Here is a 14,185-nt window from a genome sequence, read left to right as displayed (position 1 = left end):
CGCGTCACCAGGGCACGGGGGTCCCGTCCCAGGAGAAGAAGCCACCGGTGGGTCCGTCGTCCGGCAGCAGGGCCAGGCGGACGGCGCCCTGGGCGGCCTCGGCCGGGTCGCCGCCGGCAGCGGCGGCCCCGGGGGTGAGATCAGTGGCCCGCAGGCCAGGAGCGAGCGCGTTGACCTTGACGCCCTCGGGGGCCAGCGTCTGGGCGTACAGGACGGTGAGGGCGTTGAGGGCGGCCTTGGACGACCGGTAGGCGGCGGCGCCTCCGCTTCCCGGGGTGAACTGGGGGTTGGGGTTGGTGCTCCAGGTCAGCGATGCGGTGCCGCTGGAGACGTTGACGATGCGCGGGCGCGGCGACCGGCGCAGGGCCGGCAGGAAGGCATTGGTCACCGCCACTACCCCGAAGACGTTGGTCTCGTAGGTGCGCCGGAGCTCCTCGACGCCGGTGTCGGACGGCGCAGCGAGCGACAGCGAGATGCCGGCGTTGTTGACCAGCACGTCCAAGCGGTCCACCTGAGCCGCGGCCTGTGCGATGCCGTCGGGATCACTCACGTCGAGGACCAGCAGGCGGGCCCCGGCGCCGATCTCCTCGACGGCCCGCTGCCCGCGCCCGGGGTCACGGGAGCCCACGTACACGGTGAGGCCCTCGGCGGCCAGAAGCCGGGCAATATGCTTGCCGATGCCCTTGTTGGCACCGGTGACCAGAGCTGTGCGTGCGTTCATGGCGGCCACGCTTCCCTGTGCGCAGGCGCCCGGCCAGGGACAGTCTGTACCAGGCAGCGGGAGGAGAGCGAAGGCGGCATGGCACGGCAGGAGCTGGCCCACTTCCTGCGGGACCGCCGGGCGGCCCTGCGCCCGCACGAGCTCGGCCTGACGGTGACGGGCACCGCCCGCCGGACACCGGGGCTGCGCCGTGAGGAGGTGGCGGAGCTAGCCCACATGTCGGTCGACTACTACACGCGGCTGGAGCAGGCCCGGGGACCGCGGCCGTCGGCCCGGATCCTGGACGCATTGGCCCGCGCGCTGCGGCTCACACCGGCCGAGCGCAGCCACCTGTTCCGCCTGGCGGGTTCCAGCGCGCCGCCCGGCACCAGGGTCGTGCGGCGGGTGCGCCCGCACGTGGCCCGGATGCTGGAGCGGCTGCCGGAGACCGGTGCCGTCGTCACCGACGCGGCATACCACGTCGTCGCCTGGAACCCCCTGGCCCGGGCACTGCTCGGCGCCGACCTCGGGGACGGGACGATGAACCTGGCCCGCCACCGCTTCCTGGGCCGGCCACGGACGTACGAGAGCTCCAGCTCCGAGGACTTCGGGCACATCGCGGTGGCGCGGCTGCGCCGGGCCGCCGACCGCTACCCGCACGACCCGCAGCTGGCCGCCCTTCTGGCCGAACTGCACGACGGCAGCGAGGAGTTCCGGCAGATGTGGCAGACGCGTCCGGTCCACGCTCCCGGGCACCGCACCAAGACCCTGGTCCATCCGGAGGCCGGCGCGCTGCGGTTGAACTGCGACGTCCTGCTCGTGCCCGAGGACGACCAGGAGGTCGTCCTGATGACGGCCGACCCCGGATCGCCCACTGAACGGGCCCTGCGCAGGCTGGCCGGGCAAGCGACCTGAGACGAAGGAGGCGCACAGGCCCCGCCGACGATCACGAGGCGTCGGACCTTCTCGTGCACGTGTACGTGCACGGGGCCTTGTGACCCGCCTCGGTGCCGAGGCTTTCCACGCCGCCTGCTTCGGAGGACGGCGACGAGAGGGCGGTCGCGGGCGGAGGCGACCGTGTCGTCCGGCCCTCGCCGGGCGGGAGGAAGACCGGCACGGGTGATCCGTGCGTCCTTGGTGCCGTCGTCGCGGTGGGGCTGCGGCGCCCGACGGGTGTGCTGCGTGATCTTCGTTCGGGAGCTGCGGGTGTCGGCGACGCAGACGGCTTCCGGCTCCCCTTGCCGACGGGTGCGATACTTCCTGGTCAAGCGCGTCGCCAGTGTTTCGACTGCTTCGCGAGGCGGAACGAGGGGCGCGGCGGATGTGGGCGAAGTCAGCGACAGGCATGGGCATCGGCCCGACCGAGCTGGTCGGCCGGGAGGGCGAGCTGGCCGAGCTCGCGGCATTCCTGGACAGGGCCGGGACGGACGGAGCGGTCCTGCTGCTCACCGGTGATCCGGGCGTGGGGAAGACCGCACTCCTGGACGCGACCGCCGAGCTGGCGGTGGCGAAGGGGGCGCGGGTCGTCCGCGGCAGCGGTGTCGAGTACGAGACGGACATCAGCTTCGCCGGGCTCCATCAGCTCGTCGGTTCGCTGCCGGACGAGTTCGGTCGTCTGCCACGGTCCACGCGTCAGGCCCTCGAGGTCGCCCTCGGCCTGGGCGCCGGTCCCGCGCCGAGCCGGATCGCCGTCCTGAACGCGGCACTGTCCGTGTTCGACGAGGCCGCGAAGGAGCGGCCGTTGCTCCTCGTGGTCGATGACCTTCATGTCGTCGACCAGGCGAGCCGGGCCGCGCTGTTCTTCGTCGCCAGAAGACTGGGAGGCCGCCGCATCGGGCTGCTCGGAGCGCAGCGGGCGGAGCCCGGGGAGTCCTTCCGGCCCACCGGTCTGCCGGAGCTCGAGGTCGCACCACTGGGTGACGCGGACGCCCTGCGGCTGCTGTCCCGACGCTTCGCTCACCTTCCCCGCCGGGTTCTGTCGACCGTGGCCCACGAGGCGCAGGGCAACCCCCTGGCGCTGCTCGAGTTCGCCGGGTCCACCGGGGTGTCCGGCGACCGGCACGGTGATGGGGAGGGGCGGGCGAGCGGCCCGGGGCGGGGGGGTCCGCGCTCTGTACGGCGCCCGCGTGGGACGACTGCCGCGGGTCACGCGTGAGGTCCTGCTGCTCGCGGCTCTCGAGGGCTCCGGCGACATCGGCGTCCTCGAGGCGGCCGGCGGGCCGGGCAGCCTCGAGGAACTCGCTCCCGCGGAGCGTGACCACCTGGTCACCGTCACGGAGAACGGCCGCGCGGTGCGCTTCAGGCATCCGCTGGTCAGGTCCGCGGTGGTCGACGGCTCCACCGGTGAGCAGCGGCGCGACGCCCACCGCCGGCTGGCCGATGCGCTGGCCGACCAGCCCGAACGGCGCGGTGATCACCTCGCGAGAGCCACGGCGGCGCCCGACGAGGCGGTCGCCGCCGTCGTGGAGTCGGCGGCCCGGAGCAGCCTGCGACGCGGTGACGCCGACGGTGCGATAGCGAGACTGCGGCGCGCGGCCGAGCTGAGCCCCGATCGAGCGGATCGCAGGCGCCGCCTGTCGCAGGCCGCCTACGCCGCCGCCTGGGTCGCAGGTCATCTGGAGGTCAGTCACGAGATCATGCGTGAGGTCGAGGGCGATCCCGCGGCACGGTCGCTCTCGGCGGCCGCGACGGCCGGCTTCCTGGTGCTCGTCACGGAGGGCGACGCCGACACCGCCCACGCGCTGCTGACGGACGTGGTCGGTCGGGCACCGGTGACCCCCGATCCGCCGTCCGGCGAGCTGGAGACCGCGCTGTTCACGCTCACCCTCGCCAGCCAGTACTCGGGCCGGCCTGAGCACTGGCAGCCTCTGGTCGACGTGCTCGCCCGCCTCCCCGAGGCGGCGCCCGCCGCCGCGGCGTCGCTGGGGCGCGTCCACCACGACCTCGGCTCCGTCACCGACGGCATGCTGCGCCGCCTGGACGAGGAGATCGCGCGGCTGAGGGACCGGAGCGATGCCGACGCGGTCATCCGCACCGCCCTGACCGCCTCGTACCTCGACCGGCTTCCGGGCTGTCGCGAGGCCGTGTCCCGGGTCGTACGCGACGGCGGCGCGGTGGGGTCGAGCATGCCGGCGCTGATGTTCGTCGCCCTGGACGACCTGTACACCGGCCGCTGGCAGGCGTCGGCCGGCGCCGCGGACGAGCTCATCACCCTGTCCGAGGAGACGGGGTACCACCTGTTCGCCCAGGTGGGGCACTACGTCGCTGCGATGGCCGCGGCCCAGCGCGGCGCCCTCGACACGTGCCGGGAGCACTGCGAGGCCGTCTGGGGGTGGTCGGCTCCCAGGGGCCTGTGGCGGCTGGAGAACTGCGCCCACCAGGCGGCGGCTCGGGCGGCCCTGGGCGCCGCCGACTTCGAGACGGCGTTCCGGCACGCCACGGCGATCTGCGCCCCGGGTGTGCTGCCGCCGTTCAACCCCGAGGCCGTCTGGTCCGCGCCGGACCTCGTCGAGGCCGCCGTGCGCTCCGGGCGGCACGCGGAGGCGCGACGGCACGCGGACGCGCTGCGCGACGCCGGTGTCGGTCACCTCTCGTCGCGGTTCGCGCTGAGCGTGGCCACGGTCACGGCGATGACCGCGGCTGCCGAGGACATGGCCCGGTGCTTCGAGGAGGCGCTCGCTCTGCCGGGCGTCGAGCAGTGGGCCTTCGAGGCCGGCCGTGCTCGTCTGGCGTACGGCGAAGCGCTTCGCCGGCAAGGACTCATCCGTGACGCCCGGGGGCAGCTGGCCGCCGCCCGCAGCCGCTTCGAGGAGCTCGGGGCCCGTTCGTGGGAAGCCCGGGCCGCGGCGGAGCTGCGCGCCACCGGCATGACGCGGACCGGCCGGGGCAAGGCCGGTGAGACCCTCACCCCGCAGGAGCTGGCGGTCGCCAGACTGGCGGCGACGGGCCTGTCCAACCCGCAGATCGCGTCGCGGCTGTTCCTTTCGCCGCGGACCGTGGCGTCGCACCTCTACCGTGCGTTCCCGAAGCTGGGGATCACATCGCGGGCCGAGCTCCGCGACGCTCTGGATGCGCTGCCTGCCGACTCGTCGGCCACCCGGCGGTGACGGCTGCCGGTCGGGTCCCAGCGCTGTCCCGGTACTGACGTGAGCGGGCCGTCGGCCGGATGTCAGTCAGCTGACGGAGGCTGTCGGCCCGGTGGCCGGGCGATGCTCGTGGAGACATCGACAACCGCCCGGAAGCCGGGCGGGACCACGAGGAGCAGACCATGCCGTTCGTCACCACCAGCGACGGGACCGACATCTTCTACAAGGACTGGGGCACCGGCCGGCCGGTCATGTTCCACCACGGCTGGCCGTTGAGCTCGGACGACTGGGACGCCCAGATGCTGTTCCTCGTCCGGCGGGGCTACCGTGTCATCGCCCACGACCGCCGAGGTCACGGGCGCTCCGCCCAGGTCGGCCACGGGCACGACATGGACCACTACGCGGCGGACGCCGCCGCCGTGGTGGAGCACCTGGGCCTGCGCGACGTCGTCCACGTCGGCCACTCCACCGGTGGTGGAGAGGTCGCCCGGTACGTTGCCCGGCACGGTGCCGGGCGGGTCGCCAAGGCCGTCCTCATCGGAGCGGTTCCGCCGCTCATGGTGCAGACCGCATCGAACCCGTCAGGGCTGCCGGCCGAGGTCTTCGACGGCTTCCGCGAGGCCGTGGCCACCGACCGCTCCCAGTTCTACCTCGACCTCGCCTCCGGGCCGTTCTACGGATTCAACCGCCCGGGCGCGGACGTCTCCCAGGGCGTCATCCAGAACTGGTGGCGCCAGGGAATGACCGGCAGCGCGCAGGCGCACTACGAGGGGATCAAGGCGTTCTCGGAGACCGACTTCACCGACGACCTCCGGGCGATCGACGTGCCCACGCTCATCATGCACGGCGACGACGACCAGATCGTCCCGATCGCCAACTCCGCCGAGAAGGCGATCAGGTTGGTCGCGAACGCGCGTCTGAAGGTCTACCCGGGGCTGTCGCACGGCATGTGCACCGTGAACGCCGACACCGTCAACGCCGACCTGCTCGACTTCATCGAGAGCTGACACCGGCTCGATACCGACACACGGCCCGTCAGCACGGAACAGAGAGAACACCATGACTGCGACACCCACCGGCTACGTGACCGTCGTCTGGGAGGCGAAGGCCAAAGCGGGCAGGGAAGCCGACCTCAAGGCGTTCATCACCGCCGCCGTCACCCCCTCACGCAACGACCCCGGCAACATCGACTACGAGGCCCACGAAGTCGAAGGCGCGCCCGGCCGATTCGTCATCTACGAACGCTGGGAGACCCGTGCCCACCTCGACGCCCACCTCGCCGCGCCCCGGATGCGGGAACTCGTCCCGCAGATGCTCGAACTGATCGACGGAACCATCGAGGACGGCATCCGCCTGCTGCGTCCGTTCCGCCCCGCCCACTAGGTGTCTTGCCCCCAGGGCTGTTCCCACGGCTGATCGGTGGCCGGCCGCCGAGAGCGGTGTGGCAGCGGCGGTGGGTGCAGGTGTGCGGGAAGTCCGCCGGAGCGGCTCGTGCGTTCGTCGTCGCTCGCGTAGGGCCGCCGGTGAGCCCACGCGTCGAGCAGGGTGCGGTCGGCGAGAGCCGTAACGGTTGCTGTACTGCGCTGCCGCGGACACACTCAGAGGCCCATTCACGTGATCGCGAATGGGCCTCTGACCAGTGTCGGGGTGGCGGGATTTGAACCCACGACCTCTTCGTCCCGAATGAGGTTCGGGCGTGATCATCACCTGTGTATTTTCTAAACGTGCAGGTCAGACGCTTGGTATGGGTTGGTGTGGCTTGGGCTCGCGTGGTCTCCGGGAGAAGATCATCTCCCAGAATTCTCCCAGCGCCTGCCGCTGTGACTGCCGTTCGCTCCTGCATCGAATCCGCGAGCGACATTGCAGAAGGTAAGTTTGCGTGGCGGTCGGAGCGGCCGGACGCCCCCGGGTTGCTGCATCGCTGCCACTCCGAGTCGACTACAGCAGTGACTCTCGTATCGCAGCGACCAGCGAAGCGGCACGCACATCGTCACCGCCTCCGATGACGCGGTTCATCGCGTAGGCGAAAGCAACACCGTGTTCCGGGTCGGCGAAGGCGAGTGACCCCCCTCGGCCGGTGTGGCCGAAAGAGCTCGGCCCGATCATCGGGTTGCTCTCGGTTGGCAGCATGTACCCGGCGCTGAAGCGGCTGGGGATCAGCATGACCTGGTCCTTCCCGCTGGCCTGCTCCTCGGTCGCTGACGCCAGGGCGTCCGGGGAGAGCAGGCGCACGCCGTCCACCTCGCCGATCAGCGCGGCGTACATGCGGGCAAGAGCGCGTGCGGTGCCGATGCCGTTGGAGGCCGGGAGCTCCGCGGCCTGCACCTCCGGTGAGTCGAAGTCGATCTCGGGCGGGTCGGTGACGGCGTACGCCCTGTTGCTGAATGAGTTCGGGTCCCGCCATGCGGCGACCTGCTCGCGGAGTTCCTCGGGCACCGACTCGGTGGGCAGGGTGGTGAGGTCGACGTCCGGCCGCTGGTACACCATGCGGCTGACTCGATCGCGCTCGCCGGCGGGCAAGCCGATGAAGAAGTCCAAGCCCAGCGGGGCCGCGATCTCGTCGGCGAAGAAGCGGCCCGGTGAGCGGCCTGACACCCGTCGGATCACCTCGCCGACTAGCCAGCCCCAGGTCCGGCCGTGGTAGCCGTGCGCTGTGCCCGGAGTCCAGAGGGGGCGTTGCGCGGCCAGTGCCGCCGCCATCGGGTGCCAGGCCAGCGCATCCTTCAACGGCACCGGCTGGTCCAGCGCGACCAGGCCGGCCTGGTGGGACAGGAGCCAGCGCACCAGGATGTCCGCCTTGCCGTTCGCGGCGAACTCCGGCCAGTACTTCGCGACGGGCGCGTCCAGGTCGAGTGCTCCGCGCTCGACCAGCATGTGCGCCATGGTCGAGGTCGCGCCTTTGGTCGCCGAGTAGACCAGTTGCAGCGTGTCGCGTGTCCAGGGACGACCGGTTTCGGCGTCGGCCACGCCACCCCACAGGTCCACCACCGGTCGGCCGTTCCGGTACACGCACACCGCCGCGCCGAGGTCTCCGTGCTGGGTGAAGTTCTCCATGAACGCCGCCCGCACTGGCTCGAACCCTGATGCCACCTCACCGTAGATCGTCGTCATGTCGGCCATCCTGGCAGTCTTGCAGCCCTCTTCACCGAGACGGGCTCACCCTGATGGTGAGACGGTCGATGTCAAACGGCGACGGACAGTTCCTGCAGGCGCTCCCGGAACTCGCACACGGAGGGGACGGACTTGTGCGGCTCCAGCCGTGTGGAGAACTCCTTGAGGCGGACGACCACGACGTCGTGATCGTGCAGCTGGCTGGCGAGAAGGAATGGGAGGTGCGCGCGGCTTCCCGCAAGGTCCCCATGTACCGGGACTCCGACCCCAACACCATCCCGAGCGACGAGATCATCTGGTCCGGAGTGATGCGGACCGGTGACGTCATGCACATCCCCCGAGGCCATTGGCACCAGGCGACCAGGACTGGCAGCGGCTCGGGGAAGAGCCTCCACGTCACGTTCGGCATCACCAAGCGCACCGGCGCAAGCTGGCTCGCCTGGCTAGCCGACTGGAGCCGTGAGCACGAGATCTTCAGGCACGATCTGGACCGCTGGCACGATCCCGACAGCGCGGCTCTGACCGAGGCCGCCACGGCACTGCTCGGCAAGCGCTCCCCGGCCGACTATCTGACCGCGTACGAGCAGGAGACGACCCTGCCCAGGCATGTGCCGTTCCTCGACATCCTCGGGCCGCTCGACGCCGTCGTGTGCACCACCCACTTCCCTCCCCGGATACGGGAGAGCGGGGAGACCGTCGATGTCCTGGCCTCGGGGAAGAGGCTGACCCTCGCGGCCAAGGCCCTGCCGGCGCTGCGTCTGCTGTTGAGCGGCAGGCCGGTCGTGCTGGAACAGGCCGCGGCCGTCGCAGGGGCCGAAGTGGTGGAGGTCGCCGAGATCCTGGTGAAGGAGGAGCTGTGCGCGGTCCTGACCCCCGAGTTGTCCTTGGGCTACACCGGTCTCGTCACGAACGCCGGCTCCTGACCGGGGCGCTGGACCTGGGCGTCACCGCGCTCGACACCAGCACCAACTACCTCGACTTCCGCTCGCACCAGGTCCTGGCTCGGACGGCCGGTGACCTGCTGCCGAAGTTCACGGTCTCCACGAAGGTCGGCTACTTCCAGGAGCCCGACGGGGCGGAGCACTCCCTGGATCCCACGCGGCTGTACTCGGCCGTGGAGGAGGCGGCTAAGAACCTGGGGCGGGAGCCGGACATGGTGTTCCTGCACAACCCGGAAGACTCGCTCCGGAAAGCTGTCCCGCACCACAAGGATCTGCTTGCAGCGGCGTGCACCGCCCTGGATGACGCCAAAGCGAAGGGGCTGTGCGGCGCCTGGGGGGTCGCGTCGTGGGATCCGTCACCGGTGCTGAGCGTGGTGGACCTGACCGTGCCGAGGCCATCGGTTCTCATGGTGCGCGCCGGCTTGCTGGTCGGCGCGAGAACGCTGGCCGCGGCGGACAACCTCATCAATGCGTGGAATCTGGGATGTGGCGACGTCTGGGGGATGAGCCCCTTTGGGGGCAGCACCAGTGCCTCGGTGTGGGACAGGTTGGACCCGCGCCTTTTCCTCCGGGACGACCGTCGGCTCTCCCGCGTCCAGGCAGCATTCAGAGTCGCCTACCATCTCCCGCGGGTCGGCTCCATCGCCGTGGGCACCGACGAGCCGACCCACTTGGGGGAACTCGTCGGAGCTCTGGCAGGCCAGGTGGAGGAGCGGACCGTCCAGGAGTACCGGAAGCTCCTCCGCGACCGCTCTCGTGATCACTCTGCTTGAAGCTCCTCGATGACCTGCTCGGCCGTGCGCTGTGCAGGCTCCAACCGAGGATCCTCAGGGTGCGCGTACGGCCCAAGGATCTTCGAGCAGACGAACAGTGTCATCAGCCTGCCGTCCCGGCTCTCGAAGTCCCGCCGACGCTCCTGCCGTACACGATCGGCCAGAGACGGGACGGCAAGCGAGCTCGCCCACAGCGAGGCCGAGTCCAGTCCCTGTGGGGCGTTCCCCCAGTCCTCCCAGTCGAAGAGGCTGAACACCGGCGCCGTGACGTTGGCCCAGTTCAGGTCGGCGTGGGCAGGCACCCAACGCTGGACGGTCGTATCGAAATCGCCGGGAAAGACAGCCCGAATGGCCTCGGTGACCGACGTCTGGGTGATGGTCTCGGTGTCGGGTGTGGCGATCCGCCTTGTCTGGTGCGCTGCCAGCGCGTCCAGAGAGGCGTTCAACCCGTCCCACCACTCGTCCGAGAGTTCCGGGGCCTCACTCAGAATGGCGTTTCCGACTGGAGCGGCGGGCAAAAGGTCAGTTTCGTCGGCCCGCCACATCACCTGTTCGTTCGTGCCTCGCCAGACCAGGCACCCCCGCCAGGCCGGCTGGGCGACGCCGTCCAAGCGGGCGGCGCACTCCGCGCCGTTCCACCCTTGATCGGTGATCTTGTCGAGCAAGCGTCGCTCGATGCGGACCCAGGTCTCGCGGTCGGTCCGTGCTCCTACGGACCGACGCTTGCGCACCACCGTTTCCGGTAGAAAACGCACCTGCAGAGACCGGGCCACGCGATCCAGAACCTCGTCAACTGGCTGCGCGCGTAGGTCAACAGTCTGACTCGCGGAGACCGAGAGCGTCATACAGGCGACCGTAGCAGCGGAGCAGCGCGAGGTAGCCAAACACGAGAAACCAACCACTACGTTCGGTCACATCCAGTAGCTCACGGGAGGAGATCACATGAGCCTGTTCGCTGGGACCGCCAGCTACTACCGTCAGTTCCGCCCCGGCATCCCGGAAGACGTCGCAGGGGCCCTGGACCAGGCTGCCCCGCACCGGTCCCGCGGCCAGCGTCGCCTGCTGGACATCGGCACCGGGACCGGACTGGTGGCTGAGGCGCTGCTCGGCCGCTTCGACGACATCATCGCCATCGACAACGACGCCGGCATGCTGGCTGCGGCCGAGTCGGCGCTGCGCCCGAAGCTGCCCGAAGGGACGCGCCTGTCGCTCGTCGAGAGCGCCGCCGAGGACTTCGTGCCGCCCGCTGGCTGGAAGGCCGACCTGGTCACGATCTGCCGCGCGTTCCACTGGCTCGACCAGACCGCTGTCTTGGCTCGCCTGGACGACCAGGTTGCCCCCGACGGTGTCGTGGCCATCCTCGGGGACAGCAGCTTCTGGACCGCGACCAGCCCCTGGAAGGAGGCAGTGCGGGATGTCATCAAGACGTTTCTCGGCGAGGAACGGCGTGCCGGTTCCGGCACCTTTCAACACCACAGCCGCCCGTACAGCGAGATCCTGGAGGAGTCGCCCTTCGGCCGGGTCGTGGAGGCGCGGATTCCCGTGCACCGAACCTGGACCGCTGAGAGCATCCTCGGCTACCTCTACTCCACCTCCTTTGCGGCACCCCACCTCTTCGGCGACCGGCTGCCGGAATTTGAAATCGCGGTCAAGGAGCGTCTCGCGGACTTCAGCGAGGACGACACCTTCCCGGAGGAGAACGAGTTTCTGATTCGCTTCGGACGGCGGAACGGGAGGTGAATGCGATGGCACGAGAGGTGTTTTGGGACAGGGCAATCATGGACTCGCGCAACATGCCCTATCGACGTCACCCGGTGCTTAGGGTCGACCTCATGACCGCAGGGGAGCGCGTTGTCGTTGTCGGGGCTGGGGTGGCTGGACTCACCACGGCCGTCGTTCTCGCCGAGGCCGGGGCTTCGGTGCACGTGATCGCCGAGCAGGTGCCGGGGGTCACGTCGCTGGCGGCCGGGGCGATGTGGGGGCCTTACCTGGTCGAACCGAAGGACAAGGTCGACCAGTGGGGACAACGGTCCCTGGAGATCTTCCGGGAGCTGGCCCAGGACCCGGCGACGGGCGTCCGGCTCACCAGTGGCATCGAGGCATCCCGCACGGCCGAAGCCGCGCCAGACTGGGCCACCACTTTGCCGGGTTTCCGGCCGTGCGAGCGGGCTGAACTACCGGCCGGGTTCACGGCGGGCTACCGGTTCACCGTGCCACTGATCGACATGCCCACCTACCTCGACTACCTCCTGCGCCGACTCCGCGATGCCGGCGGTGTGGTCGAGCAGCGACGGCTGACTTCGCTCTCGGACGCCGGTCCGGCTTCGGCGATCGTCAACTGCGCGGGCCTCGGGGCGCGCGACCTGGTTCCGGACCGTGACCTTCGGCCCATCCGCGGTCAGCACGTCGTCGTCACGAACCCAGGGCTGACCGAGTTCTTCTCCGAGGACACCGGCCTCTCTCCGGACCTCCTGTGTTTCTACCCCCACGGCGACACCGTGGTCCTGGGGGGCACAGCGATCGACGGCGAAGGCGATCTGGCCCCCGACGACAAGGGGGCGGCCGGTATCCTCGCCCGCTGTGCCGAGGTCGAGCCCCGCCTCGCCGAGGCCCGTGTCCTGGAGCACCGGGTCGGCGCTCGACCGACCCGCGCCACGGTCCGGGTGGAGGAAGAGACGCGGGAGGACGGCACCGTGGTCGTGCACAACTACGGGCACGGAGGCGCCGGCGTCACGCTGTCGTGGGGGTGCGCCGAGGAGGTTCGGGCGTTGCTCTCCGTCAAGTGATCTGCACGTGGAAGAACAGACGTTGTGACGTCCGCAGCGCGGGATCGCTCAGGGCGCCCCGACACGCTTGTAGCCGACCCACAACCGGCCACCGGTCTCGGCGGCGTCCCACAACCGGTTCTCGATCTCCTGCTGGGTCACTGCCATCAGTCGGGGGTGTCCTTGCTCGTCAAAGGGTGGCGACCCGAAGGCCGTGTTTGTTGCAGCTGGTCACCCACGCGTGGGCGTGATACCCCGTGTGCGGGCGACTCGCCAACGATATCCCTCCTCAGGAGCGCGAAATGCGGCAATCGGCCCGACCAACGACGTGGCCAACAGGGACCAGTTGCTCCCGGCTGTCGGTCTGCATCCCGTCTCAGCAGGCTGTCCGCTGACCATCCGAGATCGTGCCTCCCCCCGCTCAGTGAGGCCGAGAGCGGCTGATCAGCCCGTGGCCGGAGAGCTACCTGTTGCCTGTGGTGCCGCAGAAGGCCGCTGGCCGGCGGTCCGCTGTGTCTGGCTCACCGGACCCCGCATCCCGCTGATTTTGCGAAGGCGTAGCAGCGAGACGTGGGCTCTCGTGCATCTCATCGCGGCAGCCGCCGGCTCATCTGGGAGACGCCGACCAAGATCTTCTCCCAGATTTCTCCCAAACGATCTCTGGGAACGAGTCAGGGGCCTGATCCACTCAGTGGATCAGGCCCCTGACCTGGTACTTCTCTGTCGGGGTGGCGGGATTTGAACCCACGACCTCTTCGTCCCGAACGAAGCGCGCTGCCAAGCTGCGCTACACCCCGGTGTCGCTGCCTGTCGCGGCGACGACGTTTACTTTAGCCCACCGGACGCCGGAGACGAAATCCGGTTCTGCCGCGACGGCGGAACAGGTCCGGGCGGACGTGATCGACGCCCACCAGGAACAGGGCCAGGGCGTAGCAGGCCAGGCCGATCAGGAGGGCGTTGCCCAGGACGTGCTTGTAAGTGTGCCGGGCGGCGTCGAGGAAGGGGTAGAGGTAGCGGTCCTGCGCGGTCGGGGACAGCAGGGCGCCGCGGGTGAGGCAGAAGACCAGGTAGGCCAGGGGGTAGAGCATCCAGCCGGCCGTCTGGCGGGGGTGAAGGCGGGCGGGGGTGGTCAGCAGGAGCCAGTCCAGGAGGGCGGCGAGGGGGAGCAGGGTGTGGAGGAGGTGGCCGGCCACGGACTGGAGCAGGGGGTGGGCGCCGGGGGTGCCCGTGATCGAGTACGTGGGTGGGGGCGGGGTCAGGAGCAGGTGGTGGATCAGGGCCGTCGTCGTGACGTAGAGCACGACGGCGCCGGTGAGGGTGGCGGGGAGCGGGCGGGCGGCCGTCCATGCCCGGCGCGCGGAGATCGTCAGCACCACCGCGAGGGCGATCGCGGTCTGGATCTCGGCGTGGCTCAGGACGCGGAGCGGGCGGCCGGTGAGCAGCTCGACCGCGACCGCACCGGCCGCTGCCGCGGCGATCAGCGCGCGGTACGCCCCTGTCCAGGGGCGGCGCACCGGCGGGAGCACGGCGGTCGCCGGGACGTAGGAGGGCAGCAGGAACGGGGTGGGCGGGACCGCCGGGAGATCGGGAATCTCCCGGGGGAACGAGGGCGTCGCCGACGGAGGTGGCGGAGGAGGAGCGGCAGGTTCCGGCGGGGGCGCGGCGGGCGCCTTGGGAGGCGTGACGGGTGCCGCAGGGGGCACGGCGGGCGCCTTGGGAGGCGTGACGGGTGCCGTAGGTGCGGCAGGCGCCGCAGCATGCGTGACGGGTGCCGCAGGGGGCGCGGCGGGGGTCGGCGAGGTCTCGGCTG

The 14,185-nt window shown here is 70.5% G+C and carries 12 protein-coding genes, 1 tRNA gene and 2 pseudogenes; 9 read left to right on the top strand and 6 right to left on the bottom strand.

Annotation, left to right across the window (positions count from 1 at the left end):
- Window positions 1-4: 4 nt before the first annotated feature.
- Complete coding sequence (locus OG899_RS12190) at window positions 5-721, bottom strand: SDR family oxidoreductase (RefSeq protein ID WP_125499297.1); 717 nt, start codon at window positions 719-721, stop codon at window positions 5-7.
- 78 nt (window positions 722-799) lie between these two features.
- Here OG899_RS12190 and OG899_RS12185 point away from each other — a divergent pair, with 78 nt between their 5' ends.
- The 5 genes from OG899_RS12185 (at window position 800) to OG899_RS12165 (ending at window position 6,168) form a co-directional block, all read left to right on the top strand.
- Window positions 800-1,615: a helix-turn-helix transcriptional regulator gene (locus OG899_RS12185; protein WP_125499298.1), complete on the top strand. Its 816-nt coding sequence runs from the start codon at window positions 800-802 to the stop codon at window positions 1,613-1,615.
- Window positions 1,616-2,021: 406 nt separating this feature from the next.
- Entirely contained in the window at window positions 2,022-2,855 is an 834-nt protein-coding gene (locus OG899_RS12180) for an ATP-binding protein (protein WP_229813910.1), read from the top strand.
- Window positions 2,827-4,806 carry a helix-turn-helix transcriptional regulator gene (locus OG899_RS12175; protein WP_229813912.1) on the top strand — a complete coding sequence of 660 codons (1,980 nt, stop codon included), beginning with the start codon at window positions 2,827-2,829 and terminating at the stop codon, window positions 4,804-4,806. Before OG899_RS12180 ends, OG899_RS12175 begins: the two co-directional genes overlap by 29 nt.
- Window positions 4,807-4,967: 161 nt before the next feature.
- Complete coding sequence (locus OG899_RS12170) at window positions 4,968-5,792, top strand: alpha/beta fold hydrolase (protein ID WP_125500713.1); 825 nt, start codon at window positions 4,968-4,970, stop codon at window positions 5,790-5,792.
- Window positions 5,793-5,844: 52 nt separating this feature from the next.
- A complete protein-coding gene (locus OG899_RS12165) occupies window positions 5,845-6,168 on the top strand; it encodes a putative quinol monooxygenase (RefSeq protein WP_125500714.1) in 324 nt (107 codons plus the stop codon).
- A 4-nt stretch (window positions 6,169-6,172) separates the two neighbouring features.
- Here OG899_RS12165 and OG899_RS12160 read toward each other — a convergent pair.
- Window positions 6,173-6,338: pseudogene (locus OG899_RS12160) on the bottom strand (IS481 family transposase); the annotation flags it as partial.
- A gap of 385 nt (window positions 6,339-6,723) precedes the next feature.
- Window positions 6,724-7,896, bottom strand: a complete 1,173-nt coding sequence (locus OG899_RS12155) for a serine hydrolase domain-containing protein (protein ID WP_168131915.1) — start codon at window positions 7,894-7,896, stop codon at window positions 6,724-6,726.
- A 161-nt stretch (window positions 7,897-8,057) separates the two neighbouring features.
- On the opposite strand from OG899_RS12155, the pseudogene OG899_RS12150 reads away from it, so the two are divergent.
- Together OG899_RS12150 and OG899_RS12145 are read left to right on the top strand one after the other, a co-directional pair.
- Window positions 8,058-8,819 (top strand): annotated as a pseudogene (locus OG899_RS12150) (JmjC domain-containing protein); the annotation flags it as partial.
- Complete coding sequence (locus tag OG899_RS12145) at window positions 8,753-9,610, top strand: aldo/keto reductase (protein WP_168131914.1); 858 nt, start codon at window positions 8,753-8,755, stop codon at window positions 9,608-9,610. The pseudogene OG899_RS12150 and the gene OG899_RS12145, both read left to right, overlap by 67 nt.
- Here the strand turns inward: OG899_RS12145 and OG899_RS12140 are convergent.
- On the bottom strand, window positions 9,598-10,455 hold the full coding sequence (locus OG899_RS12140; RefSeq protein WP_189427843.1) for a hypothetical protein: 858 nt from the start codon (window positions 10,453-10,455) through the stop codon (window positions 9,598-9,600). The genes OG899_RS12145 and OG899_RS12140 overlap by 13 nt on opposite strands.
- 97 nt (window positions 10,456-10,552) lie before the next feature.
- On the opposite strand from OG899_RS12140, the gene OG899_RS12135 reads away from it, so the two are divergent.
- Window positions 10,553-11,350: a trans-aconitate 2-methyltransferase gene (locus OG899_RS12135; protein WP_168131912.1), complete on the top strand. Its 798-nt coding sequence runs from the start codon at window positions 10,553-10,555 to the stop codon at window positions 11,348-11,350.
- 92 nt (window positions 11,351-11,442) lie between these two features.
- On the top strand, window positions 11,443-12,396 hold the full coding sequence (locus tag OG899_RS12130) for an FAD-dependent oxidoreductase (protein WP_168131911.1): 954 nt from the start codon (window positions 11,443-11,445) through the stop codon (window positions 12,394-12,396).
- 702 nt (window positions 12,397-13,098) lie between these two features.
- Here the strand turns inward: OG899_RS12130 and OG899_RS12125 are convergent.
- A tRNA-Pro gene (locus tag OG899_RS12125) sits at window positions 13,099-13,172 on the bottom strand.
- Window positions 13,173-13,205: 33 nt separating this feature from the next.
- Window positions 13,206-13,967 carry a Pr6Pr family membrane protein gene (locus tag OG899_RS12120; protein WP_229813931.1) on the bottom strand — a complete coding sequence of 254 codons (762 nt, stop codon included), beginning with the start codon at window positions 13,965-13,967 and terminating at the stop codon, window positions 13,206-13,208.
- Window positions 13,968-14,185: the final 218 nt, after the last annotated feature.

Origin of the sequence: Streptomyces thermoviolaceus, from assembly GCF_045209695.1 — a bacterium.
GTDB classification, from domain to species: domain Bacteria; phylum Actinomycetota; class Actinomycetes; order Streptomycetales; family Streptomycetaceae; genus Streptomyces; species Streptomyces thermoviolaceus.
This window is presented reverse-complemented; position numbering and strand designations above follow the sequence as displayed.

What these genes read in the sequence shown, in the direction of transcription:
- OG899_RS12135 (WP_168131912.1), top strand. Translation starts at nt 10,553, where the DNA reads ATGAGCCTGTTCGCTGGGACCGCCAGCTACTACCGTCAGTTCCGCCCC.
- OG899_RS12185 (WP_125499298.1), top strand. Translation starts at nt 800, where the DNA reads ATGGCACGGCAGGAGCTGGCCCACTTCCTGCGGGACCGCCGGGCGGCC.
- OG899_RS12155 (WP_168131915.1), bottom strand. Translation starts at nt 7,896, where the DNA reads ATGACGACGATCTACGGTGAGGTGGCATCAGGGTTCGAGCCAGTGCGG.
- OG899_RS12130 (WP_168131911.1), top strand. Translation starts at nt 11,443, where the DNA reads ATGACCGCAGGGGAGCGCGTTGTCGTTGTCGGGGCTGGGGTGGCTGGA.
- OG899_RS12170 (WP_125500713.1), top strand. Translation starts at nt 4,968, where the DNA reads ATGCCGTTCGTCACCACCAGCGACGGGACCGACATCTTCTACAAGGAC.
- OG899_RS12190 (WP_125499297.1), bottom strand. Translation starts at nt 721, where the DNA reads ATGAACGCACGCACAGCTCTGGTCACCGGTGCCAACAAGGGCATCGGC.
- OG899_RS12165 (WP_125500714.1), top strand. Translation starts at nt 5,845, where the DNA reads ATGACTGCGACACCCACCGGCTACGTGACCGTCGTCTGGGAGGCGAAG.
- OG899_RS12140 (WP_189427843.1), bottom strand. Translation starts at nt 10,455, where the DNA reads ATGACGCTCTCGGTCTCCGCGAGTCAGACTGTTGACCTACGCGCGCAG.
- OG899_RS12180 (WP_229813910.1), top strand. Translation starts at nt 2,022, where the DNA reads ATGTGGGCGAAGTCAGCGACAGGCATGGGCATCGGCCCGACCGAGCTG.